We start from the raw sequence: 24,376 nt of genomic DNA, 5'->3' as shown, positions 1-24,376 counted from the left end.
ACGCTGGTGTGGCAGACGTGTACGCAGATCAGCGAGGAGCATTGCCGTGGCGGTACGAGCGGTCCGGGGCGCCGTCCAACTGGAGCGGGACGAGGCCGGTCACATGGAGGAGCGGGTCGGCGAGCTGCTCACCGCCGTCCTGGAGCGGAACGGTCTCACCACGGACGACCTGATCAGCGTCTGGTTCACCGCGACGCCTGATCTGCACAGCGACTTCCCGGCGGCCGCGGCCCGCAAGCTGGGCATCGTCGACGTACCGCTGATCTGCGCGCAGGAACTGGACATCGAGGGCGCGATGCCCCGCGTCGTACGGATCCTGGCGCACATCGAGTCCGACCGGCCCCGTGCCGACATCGCGCACGTCTACCTGGGCGCCGCGGGCGCCCTGCGCAAGGACATCGCCCAGTGAGAACCGCACTCGTCATCGGAACCGGTCTGATCGGCACCTCGGCGGCGCTCGCGCTCGCCCAGCGGGGCGTCGTCGTCCACCTCACCGACCACGACCCGGAGCAGGCCCGCACGGCGGCCGCGCTCGGCGCCGGCACCGACGAGCCGCCCACCGGGCCCGTGGACCTCGCGATCGTCGCGGCCCCGCCCGCGCACGTGGCGGCGACCCTCGCGGACGCCATGCGGCGCGGAGCCGCGCGCGGCTACCTCGACGTGGCGAGCGTCAAGGGCGGCCCGCGCCGTGAGCTGGAGGCCCTCGGCCTCGACCTCTCCGCGTACATCGGCTCGCACCCCATGTCGGGGCGCGAGAAGTCGGGCCCGCTGGCCGCGACGGGTGACCTCTTCGAGGGCCGCCCCTGGGTCCTGACGCCCACCCGGGACACGGACACCGAGGTCCTGAACCTCGCGCTGGAACTGGTGTCGCACTGCCGCGCGCTGCCCGTCGTCATGGACGCCGACGCCCACGACCGGGCGGTCGCGCTCGTCTCGCACATGCCACATCTGGTGTCCAGCATGGTCGCCGCGCGTCTGCAGCACGCCGAGGAGGCGGCGGTACGCCTCTGCGGGCAGGGCATCCGCGACGTGACCAGGATCGCGGCCTCGGACCCCCGGATGTGGATCGACATCCTCTCCGCGAACCCGGGACCGGTCGCCGACCTCCTCGCGGACGTCTCCGCCGACCTCGACGAGACGGTCCTGGCGCTGCGTGCCCTCCAGTCCTCCGACGAGGCCAAGCGCCGCGAGGGCGCCGGCGGCATCGAGGACATGCTGCGGCGCGGCAACGCGGGCCAGGTACGGGTCCCCGGCAAGCACGGCGCCGCTCCTTTGACGTACGAGACGGTCGCCGTCCTCATCGACGACCAGCCGGGCCAGCTGGCCCGCATCTTCGCCGACGCCGGGGCGGCCGGCGTCAACGTCGAGGACGTACGGATCGAGCACGCGACGGGCCGGCAGGCCGGTCTGGTCCAGCTGATGGTCGAGCCGAAGGCCGTGCCCGTGCTGAGCGCGGCGCTGCGGGACCGGGGCTGGGCGCTGCGCCAGTAGGGCGACCTGAGGGTGCGGGGCCCTCGCCCCGCGGGCCGGGAGGAGCCGGTGCGGGGGAGCGGCGACCAGGCCAGTAATACGGGGCCTGGGGAACCAGTAACCTGGTGCGGGGCGCGTTCGCGTCCCGCACAGACCTCCACCCCGCACCAGGAAGGTGTCTCCACCGTGGAAAACGGCGCCGCCCGGACCGCCCCGGCAGTGATTGTCGCCATCGACGGCCCCTCCGGCACGGGCAAGTCGAGCACTTCCAAGGCAGTGGCCGCGCAGCTGGGCCTCAGCTACCTGGACACGGGCGCGCAGTACCGGGCGATCACCTGGTGGATGGTGAGCAACGGCATCGACATCACGGACCCGACGGCGATCGCCGCCGTCGCGGGCAAGCCGGAGATCGTCTCCGGCACCGACCCGTCCGCGCCGGCCATCTCGGTCGACGGGACCGACGTCGCGGGCCCGATCCGCACCCAGGAGGTCACCTCCAAGGTCAGCGCGGTCAGCGCGGTGGCCGAGGTGCGCGCCCGGATCACCGAGCTGCAGCGTTCGATCGCCGCGGGCGCGGAGGACGGCATCGTCGTCGAGGGACGGGACATCGGCACCACGGTGCTGCCCGACGCCGACCTGAAGATCTTCCTCACCGCCTCCCCGGAGGCGCGTGCCGCCCGCCGCAGCGGTGAGCTGAAGGGCGCCGACGTCCAGGCGACGCGCGAGGCCCTGCTGAAGCGGGACGCGGCCGACTCCAGCCGCAAGACCTCTCCGCTCGCCAAGGCGGACGACGCGGTCGAGGTGGACACCTCCGACCTCACGCTCCAGCAGGTCATAGAGTGCGTCGTCACCCTCGTCGAGGAGAAGCGGGCCGCCAAGTGACCGCACCCTCCGAGAGAGGCGCCGAGATCGGGCGCCGCATCGGCGTCGGACTGATGTACGGCTTGTGGAAGCCGCGCGTGCTCGGCGCCTGGAAGGTCCCCGCGACCGGTCCGGCGATCCTCGCCGTGAACCACTCGCACAACATCGACGGTCCGATGGTCATGGGCGTGGCACCCCGGCCCACACACTTCCTGATCAAGAAGGAAGCGTTCATCGGCCCTCTCGACCCCTTCCTGCTCGGTATCGGGCAGGTCAAGGTCGACCGCACGACCACCGACCGCACGGCGATCACCCAGGCCCTCGGCGTCCTCTCGGCCGGCGGGGTGCTCGGCATCTTCCCGGAGGGCACCCGCGGCGAGGGCGACTTCGCCTCGCTGCGCGCCGGGCTCGCCTATTTCGCGGTCCGCAGCGGCGCCCCGATCGTCCCGGTGGCGGTACTGGGAAGTACCGGGAAGGGGAGCCGGCTGGCCAAGGGACTCCCCCCGCTGCGCAGCCGGGTCGACGTCGTCTTCGGAGACCCCTTCGAGGCGGGCGACGGCAGCGGGCGACGTACGCGCAAGGCGCTGGACGAGGCGACCACGCGCATCCAGAAGCAGCTGAGCGCCCATCTGGACCATGCCAGGCGTCTGACCGGACGCCCGGAAACCGCCGGGCGCCCCACCGGGCACTAGGCGACACTTGAGTAGTGGATCACCCGATGTGCGGGCGGTCCACCGATCACCACGAATGAACGACGAGGTACGGACTTCATGAACGACCACATCCAGCCCGACGGCTCGGCCGGCCCGGCCGAGCACGAGCACGGGGCGCTTGGCGATGCCGAGTACGCGGAGTTCATGGAGCTCGCCGCGGAAGAGGGCTTCGACATCGAGGACGTCGAGGGCGCGATCGGCGAGGCGGGCCACGGCCCGCTGCCCGTCCTCGCCGTCGTCGGCCGCCCGAACGTCGGCAAGTCGACCCTGGTGAACCGGATCATCGGCCGCCGCGAGGCCGTCGTCGAGGACAAGCCCGGTGTCACCCGCGACCGCGTCACCTACGAGGCCGAGTGGGCGGGCCGCCGCTTCAAGCTCGTCGACACCGGTGGCTGGGAGCAGGACGTCCTCGGCATCGACGCGTCCGTCGCCGCGCAGGCCGAGTACGCGATCGAGGCCGCCGACGCGGTCGTCTTCGTCGTCGACGCCAAGGTCGGCGCGACCGACACCGACGAGGCGGTCGTACGGCTGCTGCGCAAGGCCGGCAAGCCCGTCGTCCTGTGCGCCAACAAGGTCGACGGCATGAGCGGCGAAGCCGACGCCTCGTACCTGTGGGCCCTCGGTCTCGGCGAGCCGCACCCGGTCTCCGCGCTGCACGGCCGCGGTACCGGCGACATGCTCGACGCCGTCCTGGAGGCGCTGCCCGAGGCGCCGGCGCAGACCTTCGGCACCGCGTTGGGCGGCCCCCGCCGCATCGCCCTCATCGGCCGCCCGAACGTCGGCAAGTCCTCCCTGCTGAACAAGGTGGCGAACGAGGACCGCGTCGTCGTGAACGAGGTCGCGGGCACCACCCGTGACCCGGTCGACGAGCTCATCGAACTCGGCGGCATCACCTGGAAGTTCGTCGACACGGCGGGCATCCGCAAGCGCGTCCACCTCCAGCAGGGCGCGGACTACTACGCCTCGCTGCGCACCGCCGCGGCCGTCGAGAAGGCCGAGGTCGCGGTCATCCTGATCGACGCGTCCGAGACCATCTCCGTGCAGGACCAGCGGATCGTCACCATGGCGGTCGACGCAGGCCGCGCCATCGTCCTGGCCTTCAACAAGTGGGACACCCTCGACGAGGAGCGCCGCTACTACCTGGAGCGGGAGATCGAGACCGAGCTCGCCCAGGTGGCCTGGGCGCCCCGGGTGAACGTCTCGGCCCGCACCGGCCGTCACATGGAGAAGCTCGTCCCGGCGATCGAGACGGCCCTGGACGGCTGGGAGACCCGTGTCCCGACCGGCCGCCTGAACGCCTTCCTGGGCGAGCTGGTCGCCGCCCACCCGCACCCGGTCCGCGGCGGCAAGCAGCCCCGCATCCTGTTCGGCACGCAGGCGGGCACCAAGCCGCCGCGGTTCGTGCTCTTCGCCTCCGGCTTCATCGAGCACGGCTACCGGCGCTTCATCGAGCGCCGGCTGCGCGAGGAGTTCAGTTTCGAGGGCACGCCGATCCACATCTCGGTCCGGGTGCGCGAGAAGCGCGGCGCCAACAAGAAGAAGTAGCCGCGAGAGCGGCGGCAACGGGTGAGGGGCGGTTCCCATGGGAGCCGCCCCTCACCCGTTCGACCGATCGTCTCCGTTCAGAGCCCCCGGCGTGGCGCGGGCGGCAGGGCGGCCGGGACGTGGTGCATGCCCGTGCCCTGCTGCCGCCCGCCCGGCTGCCAGACGGCCGTCGCCGTCGTGGTGTGCCCCGGCGTCACACCGCCGTGGCGCGCGGAGTAGGCCCCCGCGCTGTAGGAGCTGAACGACGAGGTGTACGAGGACGATCCGTACCCGCCCGTGCCGTGCGCCAGATGCCCGAAAGCCGTGAAGCCGAGTTCCTCCTCGCCGTGCCGGTCGCCGGGCAGCGCCCTGAAGGATCTGGCCCACTCGGCGTAGAGCGCGTCGTAGATCGGCGTGGCCGAGGGGTCGCCCTGATGGTCCTGGGCCGGTCGCGCGGGCGGGACCGGCTGGAGGGACTGGCGGCGGCGGGGGGCGTCGTAGGTGTGCACGTATGTGCCAACGACCCCACGGCCCAACGGATGCGGCCGCCGCGTCGCTTTCGCAGGTCAGCGGGGACCCGGATCCGGCGTACGGGACGCTCGACGCCCTCGGGGGCGCGGACGACCGCGCGCTCGGTCAGGGACGGCCGGGGTCGGCCGGGTGACCGGAGCGGTCGGTACGGGCGCGGTGGCCCGCACCCCCGGGGAGAGCGCTCACGTACCGGCGAGCGGCATCGCCGCGGTCACCAGCTTCCCGTTGGCCGCGGCCTTGTCCAGCGCGTCGCGCAGCAGGTCCTCACGGGGCTGCCGGCCGATCGAGCCCACCGGGGCGGCGAACAGCAGCACCTGCTGGTGCTTGTTGGCGGCCGCCCGCCAGCTCTCGGCGACCTGGAGCGCCTGGTGCGCCTGCCACCAGGCGACGGGCGAGCCCCCGCCGGTCCCCGGCTGGAGCACGGCGTGCAGCTGGCCCATGGCCAGCAGGACCGACCAGCCGTGCAGCACGGGCGGCACCGAGTGCAGCTGGGTCACCGGCATGAAGCCCTGCTCGATCAGGAGCGGCAGGAAGTCGTCGCCGATGTCCGTCGAACCGGGGCGCACGATGGGACCGGTGGGCTCGACGACGAGCGCCGGGTGCAACTCGCCGCCCAGCAGGACGAGTCCGCTGGTGACGCCGAGCACGGCCTGCTCCGGGGCGGACCGGCCGGAGGGGCCGTCGGGGTTGATCGAGCGGACGGCGCCCTGCAGTTGCTCCTCGGTGACCTGCACGACCTGTGAGGGCAGGCAGGTGGCGTGGGCGAAGGCGAGGACGGCGGTCTCGTCGCCGATGAACAGGACGGTGCTGGTGCGCTCCTGTTCCGAGTCGCCCGGTGTGCGGCAGGACGTGCAGTCGTAACTGCCCGGGGCGTTCTCTCCGGCGAGCAGCCGGGCGGCTTCTTCGTCGCCGATCTCGGCGCGTACGTCGTCGCTGACGTCGAGCATGCGCGGCACGGGTGGCTCCTCGGGATGCGGTGCGTGGCGATGCCGGGTGGCTCCCGGCCCATGACGCCGGGGGCCCCGGCTCATGAAGATGACAACGGGCGATCTGTGGCCGGAGTCACGCCCGGAAGCGAACGGAATCGAACCATCCGACGCGCAGGGTGAACTCGGGTGCGGAATCCGTCACTCCCAGCCAACTTGGCTTGGCCTCATGGAAGTTGATCCGGTGAGGTGGGTCACAGGACGGGGGGAGGGCTGGTCGACATATCCGGAAATCAGGCAATGAAATGGGTGGCCGGAAATCGCCGATACCCGCGGTAACCATGAACTGGCCTCGAATGACAAGGAGTTGGTTGATATCGGGGCGACCAGCTCCCTAGATTCCACCTCCGAGTGCAACGAGCACCACTCGGGCACGTCCGCCGGCAGCACAGCACAGTCAGCACAGTCAGCTTCGAGCACCACCGCCGGCGGACGGGGAGGAGTGCGACGACCGCGTCCTACGCGCAGGCGGTCGCACCCCGCCTTGGGGGACCCCGGGTGTTTCGAGAGGGAAATACATGTCCGCATGTGCCGACAACACTCGTAAGGCCCGTACGACGACTCGTACGACGGCGGTCCTCGCCGGGGCGGCTCTGCTCGCCCCGCTCGGACTGCTCGCGGCGAGCGGCGACGCCGCCGCGGCCGACAACGGAGTGTGGGACCGCATCGCCAAGTGCGAGAGCGGCGGGAACTGGCACATCAACACCGGCAACGGCTACTACGGAGGACTCCAGTTCTCCGCCGGCACCTGGCGCGCGTACGGCGGCACGGCTTACGGGTCGACCGCCGACAAGGCATCCAAGGGCGCCCAGATAGCCATTGCCGCCAAGGTCCAGAACGCACAGGGATGGGGCGCCTGGCCCACCTGTTCGGCGCGGGCCGGAGCCTACGGAAGCGCGCCCGCGTCCTCGGGCGCCGGGTCGTCCGGAGGGTCGGCCGCCACGAAGTCGACACCCAAGCCGGCGTCCGGGAAGGCGCCTTCGGCCTCCGCGTCCAAGGCGGCCCCGTCGAAGCGGGCGACGGCGCCCGCACGCGCGTCGGGCCACACGAACCGCGACATGTCGCGCGGCGGCCACGGCGACTACACGGTCCGCGGCGGTGACACCCTCAGCGGCATCGCGTCACGGCACGCGACCACCTGGGGGGAGATCTACGCGGCGAACCGGGCGGTCATCGGTGGTGATCCCGACCTGATCGTGCCCGGTCAGCGGCTCGACCTCTGAGCATCGCCCGACTGAGCACCGCCCGACCCGGCCCCGGGCACTGAGTCCCGTCCGGTCGTCCGACCGGACGGGACCCCGCCGGGGCGCGGCTCAGGGCCCGGAGGGCCCCGGACGGGGCCCGATGCCAGGCCACCCGGAAGCGGGAGGCCTGGCCGGCCTGTTCCCGGGCGCCACCCGGGCCGGGGCCACGGGAGTCACTCGCGTGGGGCCACGGGAGTCACTCGCGTGGGGCCACGGGAGTCGCTCGCGTGGGGCCTCGAGGGAGGGCGACATGAGCAACGGCTGCTTCCCCTGATGCCGCGGCTGTCCCACGAGCACTGATGTGCCGGTGGGAGGCAACCGATCGGCCGGGTCCGGGGTCTCATCACCCAAGAGGTCCACGCGAGCAAGGGACGCCCCGCATGATGACGCCGGTCCCGCGGGCCGCGCGACGGCGCGCCGACGCGGACACCGCCGTGCCCCCGTGCGCAGACTGCATCGCCGACTCCGCGGGCGGGCTGACCTTCGACGTCACCGACACCGGCGAGCCGGGTGCCGCGCTCCTCGTGCTGCGCCGCCGCGGGGGCCAGGAGGAGGTCAGGCTGCCGCTGACCCCCGTCGGGGACGGTCGGCTGCGCGCCGCCCTGCCCAGCAGCGTCCCCCTGCCCGAGGGCCGTTGGGACGCGTTCGCGCAGGTGGCGGGCGGAGAACCGCGCCGCCTGGCCCCCGGCGTCAACGACCTGCGCTCACTCGTCGCCCGGGTCCCCAGCGGCGCGCTCGGTCACGTCGCCGTCCGTATCCCGTACGCCGCCGGGTTCCCGGCCCCGCCCGGACAGGAGAGACCCTCGCCCCGGCACGGCCGCCTCACCGTCCGCAGCTGGCTGCGCGCCCCGCACGCGGAGGCGGTCGAACTGGCCCGCGGGGAGCGGGGCCTGGGGATACGCGGTCGTATGTACGGCGTCGGGCTCGCGGTGGACGCGTATGCCGAGGTGTGCCACCGGGACGTGCCCGGTGCCCCGGTGCGTGCCGAAGTGGCCGTGGAACAGACCGAGTTCGGCTTCACCGTGGCCTACGACGCCCTGCGGCCCGGCGTCTGGGACCTCTGGTTGCGGCCGACGGGGGAGAGCGGGCCCCGGGTGCGCGTCGCGCGGCTGCTCGACGACATCGCCGACAAGAAGACCGTCCTCCTCCATCCCAGGACCACCGTGCGGACGGCGCACGGCCCGCTGACGGCCGGCCCCTACTACACGCGGGACAACGACCTCTCGGTGACGGTCACCCCGGCGGACTGAACCCCTCCCGCACAGGCCACCGGCTCCCGTACACCACCAACTCCCCTCCCCGGCACCGTCCCACGGACAGCGGATGTCCGTGACCGCTGGCAGACTCGACGCCATGCTGGAGACATCGGCACGACTGCTGCGGCTGCTCTCGCTGCTCCAGGCCCACCGCGACTGGTCGGGTGCCGACCTGGCGGACCGCCTCGGCGTGACGCCCCGCACGGTGCGCCGTGATGTGGACCGGCTGCGCGAGCTGGGATATCCCGTGAACGCCAGCCCCGGCACCGGAGGCGGCTATCAGCTGGGCGCGGGCGCCGAACTGCCGCCGCTGCTCCTGGACGACGACGAGGCGGTGGCCGTCGCGGTCGGACTGCGCACGGCCGCCGGACAGGGCATCGAGGGCATCGGGGAGGCGTCCGTACGGGCCCTCGCCAAGCTCGAACAGGTGCTGCCGAACCGGCTGCGCCGCAGGGTGAGCGCGCTCAACGCCTTCACCGTCCCGATGCTGCGCGGCCCGGGGCCCTCCGCGGTCGACCCGGCCGTGCTCACGGAACTCGCCAACGCCTGCCGGGACCGCGAGCGGCTGCGCTTCGAGTACCTCGACCACGGCGGCTCCCCGACCCGGCGCACCGTCGAACCGCACCGCCTGGTGTGCACCGAACACCGCTGGTACCTGGTCGCCTGGGACGTCGACCGCGACGACTGGCGTACGTTCCGGGTGGACCGCATCACGCCGAGGCCGCCGCACGGACCGCGCTGCACACCGCGTACCCCGCCCGCGGACGACCTGGCCGCCTATGTCTCCCGGGGAGTCTCCACGGGCGCGTACGCCGCGCGGGCGGTGGTGCGGCTGCTCGTTCCCCTGGCGGAGGCGGCCGGGCGGATCTCACCTTCGGCGGGGACGCTGGAGGCCGACGGCGAGGACAGCTGCGTCCTGCGTACCGGAGCCGCGAGCCTCGACGTGATGGTGATCCACGTGATGCTGATGGGCTTCGAGTTCGAGGTGCTCGAACCGGCCGCGTTGACCGAGGCGATCGAAGCGGCGCAGGGCCGACTGGCCCGGGCACTGGAGCGGACTCCCGGGCAATCGCCCCGGACGGGGGACGGCACGGGCCGAACACCGGGGACCGGGGACGGATCAGGGATGGTGTGACGGACCGAGGATGTGCGGGGGTTCTGTGTCGGAACCGTGCATTTCCTATGCGCCACAGGCTTGCGCGGCACGCGCCGGAATCGGAATGCAAAGTGCGGCTCCGGCGCTGGTGCGCGCGCTTTCCCCCTCGTTATTCGGAACGGGGTCAGGAAGGTCCCGAATTACGTTCGAAGGCGTGCGGCTCATCCACTGAACCGCTCGTACGTGTGACGGAGTTCGGCCGAAACGCGTGTTGTGATCCTGTGACAGAAGTGTGACCGGAGGGGCACGGGTGACACAGGGTCCCCGGTTCGGACTTCCCCGGCCGGGACGGGCCGCCTAACGTGGCGGTCATGGCACCCATTCCCACCCCGCCCGCGGAACCCGAGGACAGCCCGGAGACCTATGTCGGGATGGAGGCGAGCAGCGCCGAGCGCCGCGCCCGTGAGCGGGGCTGGTCCTCGGTGCGCTCGCTTCCGCCCGGCGCGATCATCACCATGGAGTACCGCGTGGGGCGGCTGAACTTCGAGGTCGGTGACGGCCGGGTGACCCGCTGCTGGAAGGGCTGAGACCAGGTCCGTTCCGGCTCCTTGGCCACGGGCCTCACGCTTCCGGCGGGTCAGACGTCGGGAACCCACGCCACGAGGTCCGAGGAGATAAAAGACCCAAAAAGGGTCAAATGGTACTTGATGGATCGACAGGACCCGGGATTCCAAGGGCAGAAGCGCCCGCGAACCGGATCACGCGAAGGCCCCCGGCTCGTGTGAGCCGGGGGCCTTCGCGTGCGGGGAGGTCGTGCGTACCGGCCCCGCCGTGTTCCGGGTCTAGCCGCCCGTGGCGGGCCGGGCCGACGCCGTGGTGGCCGCGGAGCGTGCCGCGCGGTCCGCGTGCGGCGGCCGGCGGCTGCCGACGGGGGTGACCGGGGTGCGCTCCGAGCGGGCCAAGTGCGGTCCGGGGGCCAGGTGGACGGCTCCCCGGGCCGGGCGCGCGGCAGCCACGGTCTCGCGGGCCGGCACCTCTTCGTCCACGGGGCCGTGCTGCTTGACCAGGACGGGCGCGCCGACCGGGGCGCCGACGGGAACGTCGGCCGGAGCGGGCGCCACGCGGCCGCGACGGGAACGCCAGGCGTCCCGCAGCGTGAAGATCCAGGTCTCGGCGTGGGCGATCAGCGGCTCGCACCAGGGCAGTGCCAGCAGGATCAGCAGGCCGGCGGCCCAGCCCAGCAGTACATCGCTCAGCCAGTGCGTACCGAGGTAGACGGTGGTGAGGCCGACCCCCAGCGAGGTCACGGCGGACACCGCGGACAGCCAGCGCCGCGCCCCCGGGGTCGAGGCCAGATATGCCAGAATCCCCCAGGTCACCACGGCGTTCGCGGTATGACCCGAAGGAAATATATCGCCGCCCAGGCCCATCTCGTTCGAGCCGATCGTGATGGCGTAGTGCGGACCGAGGCGGCCCATGCCGAGCTTGGCGGCACCGACCGTGATGTTCAGCAGCAGCAGTGAGGCGCCCAGCGTCAGCAGCGGGCGGAGGGTGTGCTGCCGCCACGAGCGCCAGCCGAGCCAGGCCGCCACCATCACGGCGGTGGGGCCGCGTTGGCCGAGCACCACGTAGTAGTCGAGGAACGCGTGGATCTCCGGCCACTGTTGGTAGGGCCGGAAGAACATGACCTGCCAGTCGAACCGGACCAGCCACGAAGTGATCGCCACGGCCCACACGATGGCCACGTAGAAGGCCAGGGTGGCTCCGAAGAGCACAACCCTGTGCCTGCTCATCTTCGGCACATCGATGTGGGCCGGTCGTTCCGGCTCACGGTCCAGCCGGGCGAAGACCCGGTCCAGACGGGTGAGGTTTCGTTCGGTACGCACCCAATCGACGCTACAGCGAGTGAGCTGCGTTCCAGGCCGAATCACTCGCTTTGTGATGACGATGTGATGTGGGATTCCTCTCAGGGCGATGTTTATTTCTAATGATTCGCTAATCCTCGAGGGGGGTGGTCCCGTAATTCCATTGATCGGTTCTCGGCCCGCTTATATGGCGCTTATTAATTCGTTCACCGAAAGCTTGACTGGAATTCTCCGGCTGCTCACCGACCGTGCGGGGGCCGGTCATGGCGGTCCGGAGCCGTTCAGCCAGAAGGCCCCGTAGACGGCCGAAGCCGCGGCCACGGCGCCGAGAACCGCCGCTGACCTGGCCGTACGCAGCCTGGCCAGAGCCAACGCGAGGGGCAGCAGCAGGGGGAAGGCGGGCAGCAGAAGGCGTGGTTTCGAGCCGAAGTAGCCCGAAGCGCACAGGGCGAGTGCGGTGACGATCCCCGAGTACACCAGCAGCGGCAGGGGCTGCCCCTGTCGCACACAGCTGACGTACAGCCAGATCACCAGGGCGACCCCGGCGATCAGTCCGACGCCGGCGAGGGCCGACGGGAATGACGTGAACTTGTCGCCCACGAAGCGCGCGAACGCGTATCCGCCGTCGAATCCGTTGCCCCACTGCCCCTGGATGTCGAGATAGCCCAGCGGCCCCCGGCCCGTGCGGTGGCCGACCCACAGGACGTATCCGGCGGCGCCGAGCGGCGCGAGGAGCATGCCGAGGGCGCGTCGCCATCGGGAGGCGCCCTGCGCGGAAGGCGTGCTCCGCTCCCGCACGAACGAGGTGATCGCCGCCACCCAGAGCGCCGCGACCGCCGCCGCCCCCACCGGACGGGTCAGCCCGGCGAGGGAGGCGAGCAGGCCCGCCGTCACCCAGCGGCCGGTCAGCACCGCGTAGAGCGACCAGGCGGCCAGCGCCGTGAACAAGGACTCGCTGTACGCCATCGACTGCACGATGCCGACGGGCAGCACCGCCCAGACGAGCGCGGCGCAGACACCGGCCCGCCGTCCGTACACATGGTCCGCGACCGCGAAGATCCCCCAGGCCGCGGCCAACGAGGCGAGCGTGCCCACCAGCAGGCCCGCGTCCGCGTACGACAAGGCGGACACGGCCGCGACGAGCCGCTCCAGCCAGGGCAGCAGCGGGAAGAACGCCAGGTTGGAGTGCACGTCGCCGTTGGGCAGCCGGACCTGCCAGCCGTAGCCGAACGAGGCGACCCGGGTGTACCAGAGCGAGTCCCAGCGCGCCGTCAGCAGGGTGTGGGCGCTCTTGCCGTTCGCGGCACTCCACAGGAAGAGGGTGATCAGGCCCAGGGCGCGGACGCCCGCGTAGCCGAGAAGGGCTGGTGCGGCGCGGCGCAGCGCGCCCGTGCGGGGCGGTGGCGCGGCGGGCGTCTCAAGATCGGTCACGGGCTCGATTATCGACGGCCCACGGAACCGGCCGGCCTCCCGGGGTGGGGGCCGGCCGGGCGGGCGTGGTGTACGCCACATGCCCGGCCAGGGGAACGTGAGAGGTCCGCCACGTGGAGGGAAGGGGAACTCGCGTACGCTGGCCGCTCACTCGCCTTGGTCGTGTGCGCCCGGGAAACCGTTCCTCCCGCCGCAGCCGCAGGGAGTCCCCACCCAGCGGATCGCCTGAAGCGAGGGAACATCTGGGAGGTACGTACATGTCCGGGACGACCACGGCCGACACATGTCGCCGTCGGGAGACCGGGGCCGGTGCCAACCGCTGGGTCGTCCTTGTGGTGCTGTGCGTCAGCCTGCTCCTGGTGGCCCTCGACGCCACCGTGCTGCACGTCGCGGTCCCCGCCGTCACCGAGGACCTCAAGCCCGGCGCGATAGAGCTGCTCTGGATCGTCGACGTCTACCCGCTCGTCTGTGCCTCGCTCCTCATTCTCTTCGGCACGCTGGGCGACCGGATCGGCCGCAGACGCGTCCTCCTGCTGGGATACGCGCTGTTCGGCGTCGCCTCGGGCGTCGCCGCCCTCGCCGACAGCGCGCAGCTCCTCATCGGGGCCCGTGCCCTGCTCGGCGTGGGCGGCGCGATGATCATGCCCGCCACCCTCTCGATCCTGCGCCAGGTCTTCCCCGACCGGCGCGAGCGGGCGCTCGCGATCGGCATCTGGAGCGCGGTCGCCGCCGTCGGCGCCGCGGTCGGACCGCTGCTGGGCGGTTTCCTCCTCGAACACTTCTGGTGGGGATCCGTATTCCTCGTCAACATCCCGCTGATGCTGGTCAGCCTGCCGGTCGGGCGGCTGCTGCTGCCCGAGTCGCGCGGCGAACGCAACGGACCCTGGGACGTGACCGGCGCGCTGATGGCCGCCGCCGGACTCTTCGGGCTGGTCCTCGGCGTGAAGCAGCTCGGCGGCGGCGAGGCGCCCCTCGGCCCGTTCACATGGGCGCCACTGCTCCTCGGTGCCGCGCTGATGTTCGGATTCGTACGGCGACAGCGGCGGCGCGCGTATCCGCTGGTCGATCTGCGGATGTTCGCGCGGCCCGCGTTCAGCACCTCGGTGGGCTGCATCGTGCTCGCCATGCTCGCGCTGGTCGGCCTGGAGCTGATCGCCGCCCAGTACCTTCAGCTGGTGCTCGGGCTCTCCCCGCTGGAGACCGGGCTGCGACTGCTGCCCCTCACCTTCGCGGCGATGGCCGCGGGGCTCGTCGGGGCCCGGATGCTGCGTCGGTTCGGGCCGCGCGTGATGGTCTGCTCCGGGTTCTGCGCCACCGCGGCCGCGGTGGTCACGCTCACCGCGATGGGCGGGAACGACAACGCCGGACTGCTGCTCGTCGGGTTCGTGCTGCTCGGGTTCGGGCTGGAGACGACGCTCTTCGGGGCGTACGAGTCGATGCTGAGCGAGGCGCCGCCCGCGCAGGCCGGCGGGGCCGCGGCGATAGGGGAGACCTCGTACCAGTTGGGTGCCGGGATCGGCATAGCCCTGCTGGGGAGTGTGATGAACGCGGCGTACGCCCCCGGGCTGTCGTCCGTGCGGGGGGTCCCGGCGGCCGACTCGGCCGCGGCGGGGCACTCGCTGGGCGAGGCGTACGACGTGGCCGCGCGACTGGGCGGGGCCCGCGGGGCCGCCCTGCGGCACGCGGCCCGCGACTCCTTCGTGCACGGGCTGCATGTGACCCTGCTGGTCAGCGCGGGATTGCTGGTGCTGGGAGCGGTGATGGCGCTGCGGCTGCCCCGGGTGATGGACTGCGAGGTGCCCGCGGCGACGGGCGCGGCCGAGATCCCGACGCCCCGGGAAGCGCCCGAGGCCCGTGTCTCCGCGTAGTTTCACCGGTTCTCGCCAGGTCTCGCCAGGTTCCCCCGCTCGCGCGCCGGTGGGCCCTGGACGTACGGGACGCCGCGTCGTAGCGTCGGCCCCGAAGCCCTTGTGACTATCACTGCTAGTTTTAGTGTGCCGGAGGTTCTGCCATGTCCGCGTCCTCGAAGCTGCCGCCCTTCGACCCCGCCGATCCGCTGGGCGTCGACGACCTGCTGGACGCGGAGGACCTCGCGATCCGCGACACGGTCCGGACCTGGGCCGCGGACCGCGTGCTGCCGTATGTCGCCGAGTGGTACGAGAAGGGGGAGCTCCCCGGAATCCGCGAGCTGGCGCGGGAGCTGGGCGGGATCGGGGCGCTCGGGATGTCGCTGGAGGGCTACGGGTGCGCCGGGGCGAGCGCGGTGCAGTACGGGCTCGCCTGTCTGGAGCTGGAAGCCGCCGACTCGGGGATCCGGTCCCTCGTCTCGGTACAGGGGTCGCTCGCCATGTACGCCATCCACCGCTTCGGTTCCGAGGAGCAGAAGCAGCGCTGGCTGCCCTCGATGGCCTCCGGCGACGTCATCGGGTGCTTCGGGCTCACCGAACCCGACCACGGCTCCGACCCCGGCGCCATGCGGACCTTCGCCAAGCGCGACGCGGGCGGCGACTGGATCCTCGACGGGCGGAAGATGTGGATCACGAACGGGTCGGTCGCCGGGGTCGCCGTCGTCTGGGCGCAGACCGACGACGGGATCAGGGGATTCGCGGTCCCCACCGATGCACCCGGGTTCTCCGCACCCGAGATCAAGCACAAGTGGTCCTTGCGGGCCAGCGTCACCAGTGAGCTGGTCCTCGACGACGTGCGGCTGCCCGCCGACGCCGTACTGCCCGGGGTGCGCGGGCTCAAGGGGCCGCTCAGCTGCCTCTCGCACGCGCGGTACGGGATCGTATGGGGTGCGATGGGCGCCGCGCGGGCCAGTTTCGAGGCCGCCGTCTCCTACGCGAAGACCCGGGAGCAGTTCGGCCGGCCCATCGGCGGCTTCCAGCTCACCCAGGCCAAGCTCGCCGACATGGCCGTCGAACTGCACAAGGGGATTCTGCTCGCCCATCATCTCGGCCGGCGCATGGACGCGGGACGGCTCCGTCCCGAGCAGGTCAGTTTCGGCAAGCTCAACAACGTCCGCGAGGCGATCGAGATCTGCCGGACCGCCCGGACCATTCTCGGCGCCAACGGGATCTCGCTCGAATATCCCGTGATGCGGCACGCCACGAACCTCGAATCGGTGCTCACCTACGAGGGCACCGTGGAGATGCATCAGCTGGTACTGGGCAAGGCGCTCACCGGACTCGACGCCTTCCGGTGAACCGGGCGCCGCAGGGCGGGGCCGGTGAGCGGCCCTGCCTCAGCTCTGGTTGAAGAAACCGTCCGCCGGGCGACCCGCGGCCTCACCGCTGACGATCTCCGTGTGGGCGGGGGTCAGCAGGAAGACCCGGGTGGCGACCCGCTCGATGGTGCCGCGCAGGCCGAAGGTCAGACCGGCCGCGAAGTCCACCACGCGCTTGGCGTCGGAGGCCTCCATGGCCGTGAGGTTGATGATGACCGGGACACCGTCCCGGAAGAGTTCACCGATGCCGCGTGCGTCCCGGAAGCTGTCCGGGGTGACCGTGCCGATCCGGCGGCCCTTCTCCTCCGCCGTCTCGGACGCGACCTTCACGCGCGGGTCGGTGACCCAGGCATCGCCGGGCTCCTGTCCCTCGGCGTAGTTGTCGTCGTCGTAGTAACGCTCGTCATCGTTGTCGTCGACGAGGCCAAGCCAGGCACTCGCCTTGCGCACCGATCCCATGGACGCCTCCTCTCACAGCGGTCTTTCTTGCTTCCGCATCCCCATGGTCGTCCATGATGCGGATGTCGCGCCAAGTGGATAGACGCCGCGCGGGGGTTTCGTGACGGTACTGGTGCACAGCGAATTCGTCGAGAGCCCGCGCCCCCCAAGGGCCCTGCCGTATACGGCTGCTGACTAAGAGTGAAATATGATTCTCGACGGCGTTCGGGTGACGCGTGGGGCGTACGGGTGAACGAGGTGGTCGATACGATGCCGCAGCTCAACGTCGGACGAGTCACGGGGGAGTGTCGTGTTCGGAATCGTGAGGCCCTGCAGCCACCGGCTCGGTGAAGGGCTCAGGACGCAGTGGATGGCGCATCTGTGCGGGCTCTGCCTCGCGTTGCGCGGGGACCACGGGCAGTTCGCTCGGATCGTCACCAATTATGACGGTCTGCTGGTATCAGTTTTGACGGAGGCTCAGGTCGAGCGCGCCGACGGGGGCCGGCGTACGGCGGGCCCCTGCCCCCTGCGTGGCATGCGGACCGCGTCCGTCGCGCAGGGCGACGGCGCCCGGCTCGCCGCCGCCGTCTCGCTGGTGCTGGCCTCCGCCAAGGTGCGCGACCACGTGGCCGACGGGGACGGGCTGTTGGCCCGCAGACCGGTGGCGCTCGCCGCTCGCCGGGTCGCCGCGAGCTGGGGGCGCGCCGGAGCCCGCACCGGGTCCGAGGTCGGCTTCGACACCGCCGTCCTGGTCGACGCCGTGGACCGGCAGATCGGCGTCGAGACGCTCGCCGGGCCCGGAACGCCGCTGCTGACCGTCACCGAGCCGACCGAGTCCGCGACCGCGGCCGCCTTCGCGCACACCGCCGCCCTCGCCGGCCGGCCGGGCAACGCCGCGCCGCTCGCCGAGGCCGGCCGGCTCTTCGGACGGCTCGCGCATCTGCTGGACGCCGTGGAGGACAGGGAAACTGACGCCGCGTCGGGAGCCTGGAACCCGCTGACGGCCACCGGGACGCCGCTCGCCGAGGCGCGCCGGCTCGCCGACGACGCGCTGCGCGGGATACGGCTGGCGCTGCGTGAGGTCGCGTTCACGGACGGCAGGCTGGCGCACGTCCTGCTCGCGCACGAGCTGGCGCGTTCCGTGGACCGGGCCTTCGGGACGTCGGGGTGCGGGCACGGCGAGCACGGCGGTCCGGACGCGGCAGGAGCCTTCGGTCCACCGCGGCAGGGCGGCCCGTACGACCCGCGGCAGCCGCCGCATCCGTACGACGGGCGCAACCCCTACGCGGATGGGGGTGCCCCCTTCGGCGGCGGGCCCTCGCTCCGGCCGCCCGGACCCGGCAGGCGCGGCTTCTGGGCCGGGTGCGCCGTCGCGATCGGGCTGTGCTGCACCTGCAAGGTGTGCTGCGCCGACGAGTTCGAGGGGCCGTGGTCCCGGCAGCGGCGCGAGGGCTGGTGCGGCAACTGCGACTGCTCCTGCTGCGACTGCTGCGAGGCATGTGAGTGCTGCGAATGCTGTAGTTGCTGCGACTGCGGGATCTAGGGCTGTTGCGAAAGTCCCGCCGTCCGCCCGGAGGGCGGGCCGGGCGTCGCGAGGCAGGCGGGACTTTCGCAACACGCCCTGGTGGATACCGTTCGGATCGGGTCGGCCGCGGCGCCGCGTGTTCCGGTTCTTCTGTTCCGGTGGTGAGCGGCGGAGTCGCGGAGGTGAGCGGGACGACGGGCGTGGAACGCCCGTCGCGGTACGCGTGAACGTACGCATGGAGGGAGGGCCTCCTCATCGCGAGGAGCGAAGGGGTACGGCGAGGGGAGGGGTGCGTGTGTGTGAAGGCATGAGGGGGAGCGGGGAAACGCGGAGGGCGCCCGTTCCGGGCGGTCGCGCAGGAGGTCAGCTCAACAGGAAGAGGACCACACTCGACCGAAGTCGATGTGGGAGCGCGTGACCAGCCACTGCTGCGAATGCATGGCCCAAGTGGAACAGGCATCCGTTTCCGCGTCAACTGACCTGAGACGTACGGCTCACAGTGTGGACAACCTTGACAGTGAGGGGAAACGTCGCCGTACTCTCGGTGCACGGCCCTGCTGAGGGGCTCGGCCGTACGCGCCTCGCGGCGCCCGGCGTCACCCGCGTCGACCTGTGTGAAGGCACCCGTGCTCGACTCGATGCGTCACGGAGCCTCAGCATGTCCTCGGACACCCTCACCAAGATCACCGAAGCCGTACCGGACGACACGGCGTCCCAGCGCATCGTCCGGCGAAGCCGTCTCGGCCGGTTCCACGTCGAGAGGCACTGCACGCGCGGTTCGGAGCGCACCCGATGAGCACGCGTCCGGCGACGACGCGCCCGGCGACCGCGCAGCCGTCTGCCACACCCGCGTCCGCCACACCCCTGTCGGCCACACCCCCGGCGACCGCGCATCCGGCGACCGCCGACTCGGCCGGCGCGCGTGCGGCCGGCACGCACCCGGGGAACACGCACCCGGGGAACACGCATCCGGGGAACACGCACGCGGAGAACGCCGTGCGTCCCGCGCTGGTGATCGTGGGCGCGGGTCCCCGCGGGACCGGGCTGCTGGAACGGATAGCCGCCAACGCGCCCGAGCTGTACGCCGGTTCGGGCCTCGACATCCACCTCGTCGATCCGTATCCGCCGGGCGGCGGCCGCATCTGGCGCGAGGAGCAGTCACCACTGCTGTGGATGAACTCCGAGGCCCAGGACGTCACGATGTTCACCGACGAGACGGTCGACATGGCCGGGCCGGTCCTGACAGGCCCCACGCTGCACGAGTGGGCCGCCCTCGACGGACACCTCTTCGCCGACCGGCGGCGCCAGGGCGCGTACCTGCGCTGGGTGTACGAGCGGACGGTGGCCGCCCTGCCGCCGGGCATCACGGTCCAGCACCATCCGTGCCGGGCCCTGCGCGTCGACGGAGGACGCGACGGGCGTCAACTGGTGTGGCTGGAGGGCCACGCGCAGCCGCTCGAGGCCGACCTCGTCGTCCTCACCCTCGGCCACCTCGACGCCGAACTCGACGCCGAACAGCGGGAACTGGCCGCGTACGCCCGCGCGCACGACCTGGTCCACCTGCCGCCGGACTTCACCGCCGACAGCGACCTGGCGGCAGTGAAACCGGGCGAACCCGTTCTCGTCCGCGGCTTCGGGCTCGCCTTCGTCGACCTGATGGTGCTGCTCACCGAGGGGCGCGGCGGACGGTACGAAGGGGAGACCTACCTGCCCTCCGGACGCGAGCCCGTGCTGTACGTCGGCTCCCGGCGCGGCGTCCCCTATCACTCCAAGATCGGCTATGCCTGGACGGGCGAACGGCCGCCGCTGCCACGGTTCTTCGGGCCGGACGAGGTCGGTGAACTGCTCGCCCGGCCCGGTGGGTTCGACTTCCGGCGGGATGTGTGGCCGCTGGTCGAGAAGGAGCTGGGGTTCGCGCACTACCACCGGCTGTTCACCGCCCACCCCGAGCGCACGCGGATCGCCTGGAGGGACTTCGAGGAGAAGTACGGGACCGGGGACGGCCCCGAGATCCAGGCACTGGTGGCCTCCGCCGTACCCGACCCCGCCGACCGGCTCGACCTCGCCGCGCTGGACCGCCCGCTGGACGGGGTGCGTCACACCTCGTACGAGGAACTCCAGACCGGACTGCGCGCCTACATCGAGGACGATCTGACCAGGCGTCACGACGCGTCCCACAGCGCCGACTCGGCGGTCTTCCTCGGACTGCTCTCGGTCTACGGCCAGTTGGTCAGGCTCGGCGACATCGGTTCCTGGTGGCACGGCTTCTTCAGCTTTCTCGCGTCGGGGCCGCCCGGACCGCGGCTGCGCCAGATGAGGGCCCTCTCACGGGCCGGGATCCTGCGGTTCCTGGGCGCGGACATGACCGTCACCGCCGCCGAGGGGGTTTTCCGGGCGGGCAGTGCCACCGTGCCAGGCGCGACGGTCGAGGCCCGGACTCTCGTCGAGGCGCGACTGCCGCACCCCACGGTCGAGCGGACCCGCGACACCCTGCTGCGCGAGCTGTACGCCGAAGGGGCCGCCGCCACCCCGGAGGGGCTGCTCGCCGTCGACCCCGCCGACGGCAGGGTTCTGGACCGCTCCGGCGTCCCGCACCCCCGGCGCTTCGCGCTCGGCCCGCACACCGACGCCCGGGGTTCGGGCGCGTTCACCCGGCCGCGTACCGGCGGCCCGGCCTTCCGGCAGAACGACGCGACGGCGCGGGCCGCGCTGGTGTTCCTGCGCGACCTCGCCTGTCAGGCCCTCTTCTGAAGCCGCCTCGCCGCAAGGCCCTCGATGCCTCTGAGGCCCTGGGCTGTCTTCAGGTCTCCTTGTCTCTTTATGGCTGTCTCTTTATGGCTGTTCGTGGATTTCGGACAGGGGAAGGTGTCATTCATATGACCGCACCGCACGGCCGGGGGCTGCTGCACCTGGCCGCCGCCGTCGATCAGCGGGGGTCCTTCGACGCCGCCGCGTACGTCGAGCCGGCGCAACTCGCGGAGCGTGGCGCGCTCGACTTCGTGACGCTCGGCGGCCCCTTCGCGAGCCCCGGTCCCGACGCGCTCGGAGTGCTCGCCCGGCTGGCGCCGGTCACCCGCCGGATCGGTCTGGTGCCGGCCGTGTCCGGCATCCGCACCGAGGCCCGCCGTGTCCAGGAGGCGGTGGCGACCCTCGACTGGATCAGCCGCGGCCGGGCCGGCTGGCAGTCCGATGGGCCGACCGCCGGGGGCGAGGACGAGGACGAGGCCCGGTTGCGGGCCGACGGGGGCGGCGACACCGGCACGGGTGACGGGGCGACCGGCGGCTTCAACGGCCGGGAAGGGCCGCACCGCGTCGACTACCGGGGCAGCACGTTCTCCGTGACGGGTCCCTCGATCGAGCCGAAGCCCCCGCAGGGCCACCCGGTCCGGGTCGTGGACGCCACCGGGAGCTCCGCCCGCGGGACCGCGGCCCGGCACGCCGACGTGGCACTCCTGCGGGTCACCGGTCCGGCGCAGGCCCGCGCCCTCAGAGCCGGACTCCGCCGCGCCGCGGCCGAGTCCGGCCGCGATCCCGACACGCTGAGAGTCCTCGGCGCGCTCACGGTCGACCTCGGTGACGGCGAACGCGCGGCCGAGCCCGGCCACGGCGGCGGCGGTCCCCGGCACACCGCGCAGGGGCTCCTGTACCGGGGCGGCCCCGTCGGCCTCGCCCAGCTCATCGCCGTCTGGCACGAGTCCGAGGCCGTCGACGGCTTCCACCTGACCCCGCTCGAGCCGCGCCGTGACCTGGAACGGCTCGTGAACGGAACGGTGGCGCTGCTCCAGCACCGTGGTCTGTTCCGCACCTTCTATCCGGGAAGCACGCTCAGGGAGCACCTGCGACTGGCCCGGCCCGCGAGCAGGTACGCCGTGACCGGGGGAGCGTCATGACCGTACGGACGCGCGGGGGGATGCATCTGGCGGCGCATCTGCCGGGCGGCGGAAGCCTCATCGAGCGGACCGGCTCGTACGAGGGCCCGCGGACCGGCTCCTACGAGGGCCCGCCGAACGATCCGTACGAGGGCCCGCGGACCGGCTTCGCCTCCTTCGAACACCTCGCGCGCACCGCCGAGCGTGGCCTGTTCGACTTCCTCCTCCTCACCGAGAGCCCGCGAGCGCGTGAGCACCGGGGTGAGCACCGGGGAACGACCCGTGATCCGGGCGTCGTCGGGCACCCGGAGCCGCTGACCGTCCTCCACGGGCTCGCCGCCGTCACCGGGAGGCTCGGGCTCGCGGCGGCGGTCGGCGCGGGCTCCGGCGAGTCGTACGGACTCGCCCGCAGACTGGCCACGCTGGATCACCTCAGCGGCGGCCGGGCCGCCTGGGCCGCGGTCACCTCCCGCGCCACCGTGCCCGGCGAGGACCTCCGGCGCGACGGCGCCCCGGACCAGGCCGGCCGTCGCCGAGGAGGCCCCCGTCCCACTCGGACAACGGGGGCCGCTCTCGCACGGTCCGCCGAATTCGTCGAGAGGGCAAGGGAGTTGTGGGAATCCTGTCCCCCGGAGGGTGTCCCGCGCACCTCGGGCCGCCGGGGCCGGCGTGCCGACGCCGCGGGCGAGTTCGGCGTGCCGCGCTCGCCACAGGGACACCCCGTGATCATCCACGCCGACGACTCGGGCGGGGGACGGGAGTTCGCCGCGTCCACCGCGGAGGTCGTCATCACGCGGCACCGGACACCGCGGGCGGGCCGGGAGTTCCGCGCGGACATGGAGAGGCGGCTCGCGACGTACGGGCGCGCGCCCGGCGACCTGAAGATCATGCCCGCGGTGACCGTGGTGCTCGGCGACACCGCCGCCGAGGCGAGGGAACGGGCCGCCGGCATCCGCCGCCAGGTGATCTCAGAGGGGGACGCGACCGTCGCGCCGCAGGAGGTCCGGGGCGCCGGCCTCTCCTCGTACGACCCCGACGTTCCTCTTCCCGAGGCGTACGGACCGTCCTCGTACGTCGGTACCCCGGAGGCGGTCGCCGCCGAGCTGGACGCGTTCGTGACCGCGGGCGCCGCCGACGGCTTCGTCCTCGTCCCCCGTCCGGCCCCCGGTGGACTCGACGAGTTCGTCGACCGGGTGGTCCCGCTGCTCCAGGAGCGGGGCGCCTTCCGCACGCAATACACGGGTACGACGCTGCGCTCACACCTCGGGTCGGCGCGGCCGCTGTGGAAAGGTTGATCACATGACGACGGACGCATCCGAGGACTGGAAGCAGTGGCACGAGCACCGCATCGAGACGGTGTCCGCGCCCTACGGCCCGCTGGCGCTCACCGGCACGTACTGGCTGGAGGACGATCCGGACGGGCGACTTCCGGACATCCCCGGGCGGTGGACCGCCGAGGAGGAGGGCGTCGTGCTGACGGCCGCGCCCGAGGACGGTCTCAGCGTGGACGGCGAGACCTTCACCGGCGAGGTCCGGCTGGTGGCGGACGTGGGCCCGGCGGCCGGGGCCCGCGCCGGGACCGGTGAGCGCCGCTTCGTCGTCCTGGTGCGCGAAGGAGTCTGGGGGGTACGTGACTTCGACCCCGCCGCTTCGACGCGGACGTCGTTCAAGGGCATCGAGGCGACGCCGTACGATCCACGCTGGTCGGTGCCGGGGCACTTCACGCCGTACGGCGAGAGGCGCACCGTACGGGTGGAGAACGCGGACGGGCAGACACGCGGACTCGAGCTCGGCGGCATCCTCGCCTTCACCCTGGACGGCGCGGATCTCACGCTCCAGGTGTCGGTCGAGAGCGACGGCTCGCTGTGGGCCGTGTTCGCCGACGCCACCAGCGGGGACAGTAGTTATCGCTTCCGGTTCCTGCGCCCGGCGGCGCCCGACGCCGAGGGGCGCACGACCGTGGACTTCAACCGCGCCGTGCTTCCGCCGTGCGCATTCGCCGACCACTTCGTCTGCCCCTTCCCCCCTCCCGGGAATACGCTGGGCGCGGCCGTCGCGGCGGGGGAGCGCACGCTGAGCTGAGCGGGGGAGCGGGGATGGGGGAGAGCGGGGGCGCGAGAGCGGGCAGCGCCCCGGTCCGCACGGATTCCACGCCGTCGTGCCGGGGAGATCAACACCCCTTTTTCGTACGCAAGTTGAACACTGCACGGCCGAAAGGCGCCCTTGCGCCGGTCGGCCGTGCGGCCGAATACTCCCCCACAGCGCTTGTCAGGGGCACGGCTTGTCCGGAATCCGGACGGGCGACTCCCGGCTGCGCCTCACGGGCCCCGACCCCACGCGG

General features: G+C 72.3%; 22 protein-coding genes. 17 read left to right on the top strand and 5 right to left on the bottom strand.

Annotated features, from left to right (window positions below; genetic code table 11):
• The first annotated feature begins 46 nt into the window (after positions 1-46).
• The 5 genes from aroH to der all read left to right on the top strand — a co-directional run bounded on the left by aroH (position 47) and on the right by der (position 4,589).
• Positions 47-409 (top strand): chorismate mutase, encoded by a 363-nt coding sequence (aroH, locus tag ACFVTC_RS13700; RefSeq protein ID WP_168527396.1) that lies wholly within the window; start codon positions 47-49, stop codon positions 407-409.
• On the top strand, positions 406-1,491 hold the full coding sequence (locus ACFVTC_RS13695; RefSeq protein WP_390126757.1) for a prephenate dehydrogenase: 1,086 nt from the start codon (positions 406-408) through the stop codon (positions 1,489-1,491). The genes aroH and ACFVTC_RS13695 overlap by 4 nt, the downstream gene beginning before the upstream one ends.
• Before the next feature lie 165 nt (positions 1,492-1,656).
• Positions 1,657-2,352, top strand: coding sequence for a (d)CMP kinase (gene cmk / locus ACFVTC_RS13690; RefSeq protein ID WP_390126756.1), 696 nt, complete (start codon positions 1,657-1,659; stop codon positions 2,350-2,352).
• Complete coding sequence (locus ACFVTC_RS13685) at positions 2,310-3,023, top strand: lysophospholipid acyltransferase family protein (protein WP_390126755.1); 714 nt, start codon at positions 2,310-2,312, stop codon at positions 3,021-3,023. Before cmk ends, ACFVTC_RS13685 begins: the two co-directional genes overlap by 43 nt.
• 78 nt (positions 3,024-3,101) lie before the next feature.
• Positions 3,102-4,589, top strand: coding sequence for a ribosome biogenesis GTPase Der (der, locus tag ACFVTC_RS13680; RefSeq protein WP_390126754.1), 1,488 nt, complete (start codon positions 3,102-3,104; stop codon positions 4,587-4,589).
• Between the two features lie 77 nt (positions 4,590-4,666).
• Here the strand turns inward: der and ACFVTC_RS13675 are convergent, their stop codons facing one another.
• Positions 4,667-5,077, bottom strand: coding sequence for a hypothetical protein (locus ACFVTC_RS13675; RefSeq protein ID WP_390126753.1), 411 nt, complete (start codon positions 5,075-5,077; stop codon positions 4,667-4,669).
• 204 nt (positions 5,078-5,281) lie between these two features.
• Entirely contained in the window at positions 5,282-6,055 is a 774-nt protein-coding gene (locus tag ACFVTC_RS13670) for a hypothetical protein (protein ID WP_390126751.1), read from the bottom strand.
• A gap of 548 nt (positions 6,056-6,603) precedes the next feature.
• Here ACFVTC_RS13670 and ACFVTC_RS13665 point away from each other — a divergent pair.
• The 4 genes from ACFVTC_RS13665 (at position 6,604) to ACFVTC_RS13650 (ending at position 10,268) form a co-directional block, all read left to right on the top strand.
• Positions 6,604-7,308, top strand: coding sequence for a transglycosylase family protein (locus ACFVTC_RS13665; protein ID WP_390126750.1), 705 nt, complete (start codon positions 6,604-6,606; stop codon positions 7,306-7,308).
• 401 nt (positions 7,309-7,709) lie between these two features.
• Positions 7,710-8,579, top strand: a complete 870-nt coding sequence (locus tag ACFVTC_RS13660) for a hypothetical protein (RefSeq protein WP_390126749.1) — start codon at positions 7,710-7,712, stop codon at positions 8,577-8,579.
• 103 nt (positions 8,580-8,682) lie between these two features.
• Complete coding sequence (locus ACFVTC_RS13655; protein WP_390126797.1) at positions 8,683-9,720, top strand: helix-turn-helix transcriptional regulator; 1,038 nt, start codon at positions 8,683-8,685, stop codon at positions 9,718-9,720.
• Between the two features lie 332 nt (positions 9,721-10,052).
• Positions 10,053-10,268, top strand: a complete 216-nt coding sequence (locus ACFVTC_RS13650) for an I78 family peptidase inhibitor (RefSeq protein WP_356809655.1) — start codon at positions 10,053-10,055, stop codon at positions 10,266-10,268.
• A gap of 255 nt (positions 10,269-10,523) precedes the next feature.
• Here ACFVTC_RS13650 and ACFVTC_RS13645 read toward each other — a convergent pair whose 3' ends face one another.
• Complete coding sequence (locus tag ACFVTC_RS13645) at positions 10,524-11,567, bottom strand: phosphatase PAP2 family protein (protein WP_390126748.1); 1,044 nt, start codon at positions 11,565-11,567, stop codon at positions 10,524-10,526.
• A 240-nt stretch (positions 11,568-11,807) separates the two neighbouring features.
• Positions 11,808-12,977 (bottom strand): hypothetical protein, encoded by a 1,170-nt coding sequence (locus ACFVTC_RS13640; protein WP_390126747.1) that lies wholly within the window; start codon positions 12,975-12,977, stop codon positions 11,808-11,810.
• Positions 12,978-13,234: 257 nt separating this feature from the next.
• On the opposite strand from ACFVTC_RS13640, the gene ACFVTC_RS13635 reads away from it, so the two are divergent.
• Both ACFVTC_RS13635 and ACFVTC_RS13630 read left to right on the top strand, forming a co-directional pair.
• Entirely contained in the window at positions 13,235-14,845 is a 1,611-nt protein-coding gene (locus tag ACFVTC_RS13635) for an MFS transporter (RefSeq protein ID WP_390126746.1), read from the top strand.
• A gap of 143 nt (positions 14,846-14,988) precedes the next feature.
• Positions 14,989-16,182: an acyl-CoA dehydrogenase family protein gene (locus ACFVTC_RS13630; protein ID WP_390126745.1), complete on the top strand. Its 1,194-nt coding sequence runs from the start codon at positions 14,989-14,991 to the stop codon at positions 16,180-16,182.
• Positions 16,183-16,221: 39 nt separating this feature from the next.
• Here the strand turns inward: ACFVTC_RS13630 and ACFVTC_RS13625 are convergent, their stop codons facing one another.
• Entirely contained in the window at positions 16,222-16,662 is a 441-nt protein-coding gene (locus ACFVTC_RS13625) for a cell division protein SepF (RefSeq protein ID WP_390126743.1), read from the bottom strand.
• A 289-nt stretch (positions 16,663-16,951) separates the two neighbouring features.
• Here ACFVTC_RS13625 and ACFVTC_RS13620 point away from each other — a divergent pair, with 289 nt between their 5' ends.
• The 6 genes from ACFVTC_RS13620 (at position 16,952) to ACFVTC_RS13595 (ending at position 24,117) form a co-directional block, all read left to right on the top strand.
• A complete protein-coding gene (locus ACFVTC_RS13620; protein WP_390126742.1) occupies positions 16,952-18,184 on the top strand; it encodes a DUF5685 family protein in 1,233 nt (410 codons plus the stop codon).
• Positions 18,185-18,824: 640 nt separating this feature from the next.
• Positions 18,825-18,962, top strand: a complete 138-nt coding sequence (locus ACFVTC_RS13615; protein ID WP_390126740.1) for a hypothetical protein — start codon at positions 18,825-18,827, stop codon at positions 18,960-18,962.
• Between the two features lie 200 nt (positions 18,963-19,162).
• Positions 19,163-20,917 (top strand): FAD/NAD(P)-binding protein, encoded by a 1,755-nt coding sequence (locus ACFVTC_RS13610; RefSeq protein ID WP_390126796.1) that lies wholly within the window; start codon positions 19,163-19,165, stop codon positions 20,915-20,917.
• Positions 20,918-21,042: 125 nt separating this feature from the next.
• Positions 21,043-22,056, top strand: coding sequence for an LLM class flavin-dependent oxidoreductase (locus ACFVTC_RS13605; protein WP_390126739.1), 1,014 nt, complete (start codon positions 21,043-21,045; stop codon positions 22,054-22,056).
• Entirely contained in the window at positions 22,053-23,330 is a 1,278-nt protein-coding gene (locus ACFVTC_RS13600; RefSeq protein ID WP_390126738.1) for an LLM class flavin-dependent oxidoreductase, read from the top strand. Before ACFVTC_RS13605 ends, ACFVTC_RS13600 begins: the two co-directional genes overlap by 4 nt.
• Positions 23,331-23,334: 4 nt before the next feature.
• The gene (locus ACFVTC_RS13595) at positions 23,335-24,117 is read left to right on the top strand and encodes a DUF1684 domain-containing protein (RefSeq protein ID WP_390126737.1); all 783 of its coding nucleotides are present in this window, start codon (positions 23,335-23,337) and stop codon (positions 24,115-24,117) included.
• Positions 24,118-24,376: the final 259 nt, after the last annotated feature.

This window comes from Streptomyces sp. NPDC057950 (genome assembly GCF_042887295.1).
Lineage (GTDB): Bacteria > Actinomycetota > Actinomycetes > Streptomycetales > Streptomycetaceae > Streptomyces > Streptomyces kaempferi.
The sequence above is the reverse complement of the archived record's forward strand: the minus strand, read 5'-3'. Positions and strand labels throughout refer to the sequence as shown.

Bases quoted from the DNA above. Each gene is read 5' to 3' on its own strand.
- der (WP_390126754.1), top strand. From the start codon at position 3,102: ATGAACGACCACATCCAGCCCGACGGCTCGGCCGGCCCGGCCGAGCAC.
- ACFVTC_RS13665 (WP_390126750.1), top strand. From the start codon at position 6,604: ATGTCCGCATGTGCCGACAACACTCGTAAGGCCCGTACGACGACTCGT.
- ACFVTC_RS13660 (WP_390126749.1), top strand. From the start codon at position 7,710: ATGATGACGCCGGTCCCGCGGGCCGCGCGACGGCGCGCCGACGCGGAC.
- ACFVTC_RS13655 (WP_390126797.1), top strand. From the start codon at position 8,683: ATGCTGGAGACATCGGCACGACTGCTGCGGCTGCTCTCGCTGCTCCAG.
- ACFVTC_RS13650 (WP_356809655.1), top strand. From the start codon at position 10,053: ATGGCACCCATTCCCACCCCGCCCGCGGAACCCGAGGACAGCCCGGAG.
- ACFVTC_RS13635 (WP_390126746.1), top strand. From the start codon at position 13,235: ATGTCCGGGACGACCACGGCCGACACATGTCGCCGTCGGGAGACCGGG.
- ACFVTC_RS13630 (WP_390126745.1), top strand. From the start codon at position 14,989: ATGTCCGCGTCCTCGAAGCTGCCGCCCTTCGACCCCGCCGATCCGCTG.
- ACFVTC_RS13625 (WP_390126743.1), bottom strand. From the start codon at position 16,662: ATGGGATCGGTGCGCAAGGCGAGTGCCTGGCTTGGCCTCGTCGACGAC.
- ACFVTC_RS13615 (WP_390126740.1), top strand. From the start codon at position 18,825: ATGTCCTCGGACACCCTCACCAAGATCACCGAAGCCGTACCGGACGAC.
- ACFVTC_RS13605 (WP_390126739.1), top strand. From the start codon at position 21,043: ATGACCGCACCGCACGGCCGGGGGCTGCTGCACCTGGCCGCCGCCGTC.
- ACFVTC_RS13600 (WP_390126738.1), top strand. From the start codon at position 22,053: ATGACCGTACGGACGCGCGGGGGGATGCATCTGGCGGCGCATCTGCCG.
- ACFVTC_RS13595 (WP_390126737.1), top strand. From the start codon at position 23,335: ATGACGACGGACGCATCCGAGGACTGGAAGCAGTGGCACGAGCACCGC.